We start from the raw sequence: 5,334 nt of genomic DNA on the forward strand, positions 1-5,334 counted from the left end.
CGTGCCGCAAAAAAGAACAATTACCATTAATACCAATAACGATTTTTTCATTTTTTTCTCCCCTGTTTTTTTTATTCCTAAAAACTAAAAACAAATACCCTCCTTTCGTAAAAGTTAAAACATTGTTTTTCCCTTATATCCACCTTTTAAAATTATACCAATTTTTTTCCGGATTTCAATATCATAAAAGTTTTTTTGCCGTCTAAAATATTTTATGTTATATTTATGCAGGGAGATAATTATGAACAAAAATGCAAATTATAATTTCTTTAATGTGATTCTTTTTTCCGCGGCTTTTGGGTTTCTGGAAGCGGCAGTTGTTGTTTATCTTAGGGAATTGTGGTACCCACAGGGATTTGCTTTCCCCATAAAACTTTTATCCGGCAGAGTCATTGCCGCTGAATATTGGCGTGAATTTGCCACTTTAATTATGATATTTTCGGCGGCATGCATCGCGGGAAAAACCCGCCTTCAAAGGTTTGCTTATTTCATGGTGATATTTGGAGTATGGGATATCATTTTTTACGCCTCATTAAAAATCCTGCTGAACTGGCCGGCATCCATTATGGAATACGACCTTCTTTTCCTGCTTCCCGTACCCTGGACAGGCCCAGTACTTGCCCCTGTTATAATTTCAGTTTCTATGATAACTGCAGGTATTATTATAATTAAGTCCATTGACCACGGCGTTAAGTTTTATCAGACTAAAATTATATGGCTGCTTGAAATAACAGGCGGAGTCATGGTTTTTCTTTCTTTTATAGCGTCAGCAGGCGATGTAACAAAAGGCCTTTACCCGTCGCACTTTTCATGGATAATTTTTTCAGCCGGCTGGCTGCTGTCATTAATAACTTTTATTTATTCACTTCACAGGACAATTGCTTCAGAAATAAAATGAAGCTTTTGCCGTTATTATAAGCCCGCCAAAATCAAAAGGCAGCGGTTTGGTCTCTGTCCAGCCGGATTCCCAGTATTCAACAACATCGCCGGTTTCATAAGGGCTGCCATCAGGGACTTTGGTATACTTCATCTCTGTTACATTTGCTATCCTGTACCCGATATTAAGCCCGGCTGAAATCATATCGCTTATCTTATATTCACTGAAAGCATTGATGTCAGCGGTAAAACAACCGCCGGCAAACGCCGCGTCGCTTTTATAATCTGTTTTTGTGGTAATTCCCATAATTGTTATTGTTTCTTCTGTATTCCCGATAAAAGAACCTGAGGCAAAACCCCAACCCGCATAAATACCCGCGCCGACAGATACGGGAGTATTGGGTATTTTTAAATCGTACGACCCTCCAAGCATAACAGGTATCATTAATACCGAATATTGATTTTCCGTTTTATATGTTATACCCGGTATAGAATTTTCATCCGAATACTTTGCATTAGCAGGAAGGATAATACCAAGTTTTATCCCCGTATAAAGCCCCTGAATAAAAGAATATCCCGCGTCCACGCCCGCCGTAAAACCGCCGCCAAATCTGCTGGTTTCGGCTGTGTCAGATGTTATATTTTCAAATAAAAAATCATTTACAACCGCCATTCCCACCGTTGTAAATCCCGCGTAAGGCGACACCCTGATTTTTTTCCATTCCAGAGCGCTGCGGGTTTTTGCAAGCTTAGCCGCAAAGTTTATAAAGGGCTTTGCTTTTGCCGGCTGCCCCATTTGCTCATAGCAATTTCCTATCATATGAAAATATTCAGGGTTAGTTTTATCCGCCTTGGCGGCTTTGGTGAAATAAGAAAGCGCTTTGGAGTAATTACGCGCGTTGTAAAGTTTCATTCCGATATCATAATACCTTTCCGGTGTTTCTGCGAAAGATACCGATGACAAAGCCATAACAAACACAAACAAAACCGCTGACATCTTAAATAATTTCATTTTGCCCACCCCAATTTTAGAGTATAAACTTTCCGCTGTCAGAAAACATTTTAACAAAAAACCTTTATTTATGCCCTAAAAATCTAAGCACCCCGTTTACAAAAGTAAGCGGGTGCACCTGGCACCCCGGCACATAAAGGTCAACTTTATGACGGTCAAAAAAACTTCTGTCAAGTTCTTCGGAATCCTTAAATATACCGCCGCTTATGGCGCAAGTACCCGCGGCTATAATGATTTTAGGAGAAGCAATGGCCTTATAGGTATCTTCCAGCGCCGGCGCCATATTTTTTGTTACCGGCCCTGTTATGACTATACCGTCCGCGTGCCTTGGGGACGCCACAAAGTCTATCCCAAACCTTCCCATATCAAAGTTCACGTTTGTACACGCGTTTAATTCCATTTCACACCCGTTGCACCCGCCGGCTGATACCTGCCTTAATTTTAAGGAACGCCCGAACAGCCTTTTAATTTCCGCCCTTGCCATAACAGCCGCATCTTCAAATTCAAGATATTTGTCGCCGGGTTTTATGATTAACTTTTCACGCGAATCGGCTGATATATGGTGGCAGTAAGACATTTCTATTTCCGCGTTTTTACAAGCGCGCCCGCACTCCCCACAAAACACGCACTTTCCCATATCAATTGACACAGGGTCATTTTTAAGGGCTCCCGTCGGGCATATTTTGTCCGCGTCAAAAGAAAGCCGCCCGCATCCCGGGCTTATCACGGGAAATCCGCGGAAAGCCGGATTTAAAACCGCTTTTTTCACGTCAGGAATCGCCTGATCGCCCTGCATTATTCTGACTTTAATTATTCCAAACATCGTCGCTCTCCATTACAAATCAAATCCGCAGTAGCTTAAATTAAAGCTTTTATTGCACAGCGGAAAATCAGATATCCCGTTGCCGCGCACGGCAAGCGCCAGCGCCGGCCAGTTATTAAATGACGGGTCTTTAATTTTATACCTTTCAATCTTTCCTTCTTTATCGGTCATAACGCAGTGCGAAATTTCCCCGCGCCACCCTTCGGTTAAGGACACAACAAACATTGACGGCTGCTGCGGCTTCATGTCAGCCATAAGGTTTATATTACGGTTATAATCCATAAGCTCCCTTATAAGCTTAAACGACTGTTTTATTTCAACATATCTTAAATACGCGCGCGCGAAAACATCGCCGTTTTTCATACCCCTTTTGTAAACGGGAACGTGCGTATAAGCGCCAAAAGGGTGATCGGCGCGGCAGTCCACTTCATAACCGGACGCCCTTGCCGCCATACCTGTCATTCCAATTTCTTCCGCTGTTTTTTTATCAACCACACCGGTTGTCTGCATCCTGGAAAGCACGCTTGAAGCTTCAAACATAACCGAGCACGTCAGGTCAATTTTCTTTTCATATTCATCAAGCGTGTTGTTAACCTGTTCCTGCAAATCCCCGTCTATTCCAAACACAACGCCGCCCGGCCTTATAATCCCCCTGCCGAACCTGCTTCCGCAAATCGCAAGCGATGTGTTAATAATCATTGTCCTTATAGCGCCGAATACGGCGTTGCCCGGAAGGTACGCTATATCGCCGGCAAGCGCTGACAAATCGCCAAGATGCACGCCCGCCCTTTCAAGTTCAAGCATTACAGCCCTTACAGCTTCCGCGCTGTCCGATACTTCGGTTCCGGATAAGGCTTCTTTGGCCCTGCAATACGCCAGTGAATGCCCTATGACTGTGTCTCCGGCTGTGGATTCGGATAAAAACACGGAATCTTTTTCTTTCATTAATTTTTCAACGCCGCGGTGCTGGTAGCCAAGCTGTATTTCCAGATGGTGCACTTTTTCTCCCGTGCACATAAACCTGAAATGCCCGGGTTCTATCACGCCGGCGTGCACAGGGCCCACCGCCACTTCATGAACCTGATTTCCTTCCATTATAAAAAACGGATACTCTTCCATTTTTAAATTTTTATCAGCGGCGTGCCCGGGATACCTTACAGGCTTTAACCATGGATGGCCTTCGGGAATTATTCCAAACTCCTCGTGAATTTCCCTTTCAAAAAGCTGCGCGGAAAAAAGCCGCGAAGTTATTGAAGGGTACGTGCCGCCTTCTTTGACAAGGGCTGACGACACATACAAAGAAGAAGCTTCATCATCGGCAAGCACGGAATATACCCTGACGCCCGCATCTTCACGGCTGCCAAAAAGGCTTACTATACGCTTTCCTTCATTACACATAAGCGCGGTTTCAGCGGACAGTTTTTCCGGGGCAATATCCGGAATCAGTTCTCTTTTTACGGCGGCCTGGCTTTTTATGCGGAGAAAATTCATTTTTACATCCCCTTACATGAAATCAATCGCGTTTTTAAAAATATCAATTAAAAACTGCGGCATTATCACTGCCGCGCCTGTTGCCGCGGCAAGAAGCAATATTACGGGCACATAAAGCATAAACGGCAGTCTGACATTTTCTTCCGGCGATTCGTCTTTTCCGTACGCCATAAAGAAAACAGTTTTTCCCATTCCGTAAACCACAAAAACTATAAGCAATAAAAATACAACCGCCGCCGGAATGAATATTCCGCCTCTTTTGAACATCTCCGCCGCTATCATATATTCGCTTATAAAAGAAGGCGACGGAGGCACGGCAGAAAGCGCCGCGAAAAGTACAATAAAAAGCCATCCCAATACGGGAGATTTTCTTAAAAGGCCGCTGGATTTTGAAATTATTTTTGTGTGGTAAATTTTAAGTATATTTCCGGCCGTCATAAAGAACGCGGATTTCAATAAAGAATGCGAAAACGTGTGAATTAACGCGGCTATTGCCCCAAACCCGCCCAAAGCCGCGCCGATTGCTATAATACCCATATTTTCTATGGATGAATACGCCATCATCCTTTTATAATTTTTCGCCTTAATTACAAAGACCGCCGCTATGGCAAGCGAAAGAAAACCCATTGCCAGTATCAGGACGGAGGCAAAAACTTCATATCCGGCAATTTTCATGACTTTAAAAACACGCAGGATTCCAAGCATTGCGGTGTTTAAAAGCGCGCCTGACAGCATCGCCGACACAGGAGAAGGCGCTTCTGAATGGGCATCCGGCAGCCACGCATGGACAGGCGCAAGGCCCGCCTTTGTGCCAAATCCGGTCAGTATAAATACAAAAGCGATTTTAAGCCAGAATCCGTCAATCGCCGCGGCGTTTTGCAGCATATCAGAGTAAAAAAGAGTGCCATTGTTTCCGGTTGCCAGCGACAGAAACACTATCCCTATAAAAGCAAGCGATATCCCGATAGAACAGATAAAAATATACTTCCACGAAGCTTCCAGCGAATTTTTTGTCCCTGAATAGTATATAAGGTAGGTGCTGGCTAAAGTGGTGGCTTCAATAAAAACCCACGCAATGGCAAGGTGCGCGCTCATTATAAAAGCCGCCATAGAGCCGGCAAATATAACAATC

5 protein-coding genes are annotated in these 5,334 nt (G+C 43.9%); 1 reads left to right on the plus strand and 4 read right to left on the minus strand.

The features are described 5' to 3' along the window. Positions 1-241: 241 nt before the first annotated feature. Complete coding sequence (locus JXR81_02420; protein MBN2753702.1) at positions 242-898, plus strand: hypothetical protein; 657 nt, start codon at positions 242-244, stop codon at positions 896-898. Here JXR81_02420 and JXR81_02425 read toward each other — a convergent pair. The 4 genes from JXR81_02425 to JXR81_02440 all read right to left on the minus strand — a co-directional run. Continuing rightward, complete coding sequence (locus JXR81_02425; protein MBN2753703.1) at positions 884-1,888, minus strand: tetratricopeptide repeat protein; 1,005 nt, start codon at positions 1,886-1,888, stop codon at positions 884-886. The two genes, JXR81_02420 and JXR81_02425, sit on opposite strands and share 15 nt — an antisense overlap. A 64-nt stretch (positions 1,889-1,952) precedes the next feature. After that, positions 1,953-2,711 carry an NADH:ubiquinone oxidoreductase gene (locus JXR81_02430; GenBank protein ID MBN2753704.1) on the minus strand — a complete coding sequence of 253 codons (759 nt, stop codon included), beginning with the start codon at positions 2,709-2,711 and terminating at the stop codon, positions 1,953-1,955. A gap of 12 nt (positions 2,712-2,723) precedes the next feature. Continuing rightward, positions 2,724-4,202: an NADH-quinone oxidoreductase subunit C gene (locus JXR81_02435; protein MBN2753705.1), complete on the minus strand. Its 1,479-nt coding sequence runs from the start codon at positions 4,200-4,202 to the stop codon at positions 2,724-2,726. Between the two features lie 12 nt (positions 4,203-4,214). After that, positions 4,215-5,334, minus strand: a 1,120-nt coding sequence (locus tag JXR81_02440) for a hypothetical protein (protein MBN2753706.1), incomplete at its 5' end; no start/stop codon positions are given.

The sequence above is a fragment of the Candidatus Goldiibacteriota bacterium genome, assembly GCA_016937715.1.
Taxonomy (GTDB): Bacteria; Oederibacteriota; PGYV01; order PGYV01; family PGYV01; genus PGYV01.

Bases quoted from the DNA above. Each gene is read 5' to 3' on its own strand.
- JXR81_02420 (MBN2753702.1), top strand. From the start codon at position 242: ATGAACAAAAATGCAAATTATAATTTCTTTAATGTGATTCTTTTTTCC.
- JXR81_02425 (MBN2753703.1), bottom strand. From the start codon at position 1,888: ATGAAATTATTTAAGATGTCAGCGGTTTTGTTTGTGTTTGTTATGGCT.
- JXR81_02430 (MBN2753704.1), bottom strand. From the start codon at position 2,711: ATGTTTGGAATAATTAAAGTCAGAATAATGCAGGGCGATCAGGCGATT.
- JXR81_02435 (MBN2753705.1), bottom strand. From the start codon at position 4,202: ATGAATTTTCTCCGCATAAAAAGCCAGGCCGCCGTAAAAAGAGAACTG.